Below are 1,896 nucleotides of genomic sequence, written 5' to 3'. Positions count from 1 at the left end.
CCGGCGAGGTCGGCGGCCGAGAGGTACGGGCCGTGGGTGTCGCGCTCGTCGGCGATCGCCGTGGCCAGGTCGGTGCCGATCGCCCGCACGGACTCCAGGCCGAGCCGCACCTCGGTTCCCCGGTTCTCGCACGTGGCACCGCCGAGCGAGCGGTTGACGCGCGGGCGGTGGACCGTGACACCGTGCCTGCGGGCGTCGGCCACGAGGGACTGCGGTGAGTAGAACCCCATGGGCTGGCTACGCAGCAGCGCCGCGCAGAAGACGGCCGGGTGGTGGCACTTGAACCACGCCGAGTAGTAGACGATCGCCGCGAAGGACTGGGAGTGGCTCTCGGGGAAGCCGTAGTTGGCGAACGCGCACATCTTCTCCCAGATCCGCTCCCCCACCTCGGGTCCGGTGACCGGCGTCCCGGGTGGGCTGGTGCCGATGCCGTGGAGGTCGCGCATGCCCGCGAAGAACCTCTCCCGCAACCGCGCCATCCGCTCGGGTGAGCGTTTGGCCCCCATCGCCCGGCGGAGCTGATCCGCCTCCGCCCCGGTGAACCCGGCGATCTCGGTGGCGATCTGCATGAGCTGCTCCTGGAACAGCGGGATCCCCAGCGTCCGCCCCAGGGCCGCCTCGAGCGCGGGGTGGTCGAACACCACCTCCTCCCGCCCGTTGCGTCTGCGTATGTAGGGGTGCACGGAACCTCCCTGGATGGGGCCGGGGCGGATGAGCGCCACCTCCACCACGAGGTCGTAGAACGTCCGCGGCCGGAGTCTGGGCAGCGTGGCCATCTGCGCCCGCGACTCCACCTGGAACACCCCCACGGAATCGCCGCGGCACAGCATCTCGTAGACCTCGGGATCGGAGAGGTCCAGTCGGGCCAGATCCACCTCGAGGTCCTTGTGCTCGGCCGCGAGGTCGATGGCGTGGTGTAGCGCCGTGAGCATCCCCAGCCCCAGCATGTCGAACTTGACCAGACCGACCGCCGCGCAGTCGTCCTTGTCCCACTGCAGGACGGTCCGCCCGGGCATGCGCGCCCATTCGACGGGCACCACGTCGGCCACCGGCCGGTCACAGATCACCATGCCGCCTGAGTGGATGCCGAGGTGCCGGGGCAGTCCGACGAGTCTGCGGGCCAGCGCCAGCACGTCGTCTGGGACGGTGTGCTCGGTGGCCTCCCGCTCGTGGTTCTTCAGACCCGACCACCGGTCGACGCTCTTGGACCATGCGTCCTGCTGCCCGGTGGAGTAGCCGAGGGCCCGGGCCACGTCCCGCACGGCCGACCGTCCCCGGTAGGTGATGACATTGGCCACCTGCGCGGCGTGGTCCCGCCCGTAGCGGGAGTAGACGTACTGGATGGCCTCCTCCCGACGACCGGACTCGATGTCCACGTCGATATCGGGCGGACCGTCCCGCTCCGGGGACAGGAATCGTTCAAAGAGCAGGTGCGCGCCCACCGGGTCGACGTTGGTGATGCCGAGGGCGTAGCAGACCGCCGAGTTGGCGGCCGAACCCCTGCCCTGGCAGAGGATGCCCTCCCTGCGACAGAACTCGACGATGTCGTGGACCACGAGGAAGTAGCCGGGGAACCCCAGCTCGGCGATCACCCCCAGCTCGCGGCGGATCTGGGCATAGGCCTCCGGCGCCGTCCCCCGCGTCCCGTAGCGCCGCGCGGCCCCCGCATAGGTGAGCTCGGCGAGCCGACTGTCCTCCGTGTGGCCCTCGGGAACATCGAACGGAGGCAGCTCGGGGGCGATGAGCCGGAGGTCGAATGCGCACTCGCGACCCAGGCCCGCCGCGCCGGTGACGGCGGCCGGCCAGCGGTCGAACAGCTCAGCCATCTCCTCTCCCGAGCGCAGGTACGCCCCGCCGGCCGGGGGCAGGTGCGCGGCATGGGTCTCCAGGGCGTCG

General features: G+C 71.0%; 1 protein-coding gene. It reads right to left on the bottom strand.

Features of this window, described 5'->3' with window-relative positions; genetic code table 11:
- Positions 1-1,896 (bottom strand): error-prone DNA polymerase (locus tag G6027_RS14745; protein WP_182637828.1); only part of this gene is annotated, 1,896 nt, incomplete at both ends.

This window comes from Dietzia sp. SLG310A2-38A2 (genome assembly GCF_014145095.1).
Classification (GTDB): Bacteria; Actinomycetota; Actinomycetes; order Mycobacteriales; family Mycobacteriaceae; genus Dietzia.
Note: the sequence above shows the minus strand (reverse complement) of the source record. Positions and strands in the feature narration are given on the sequence as shown.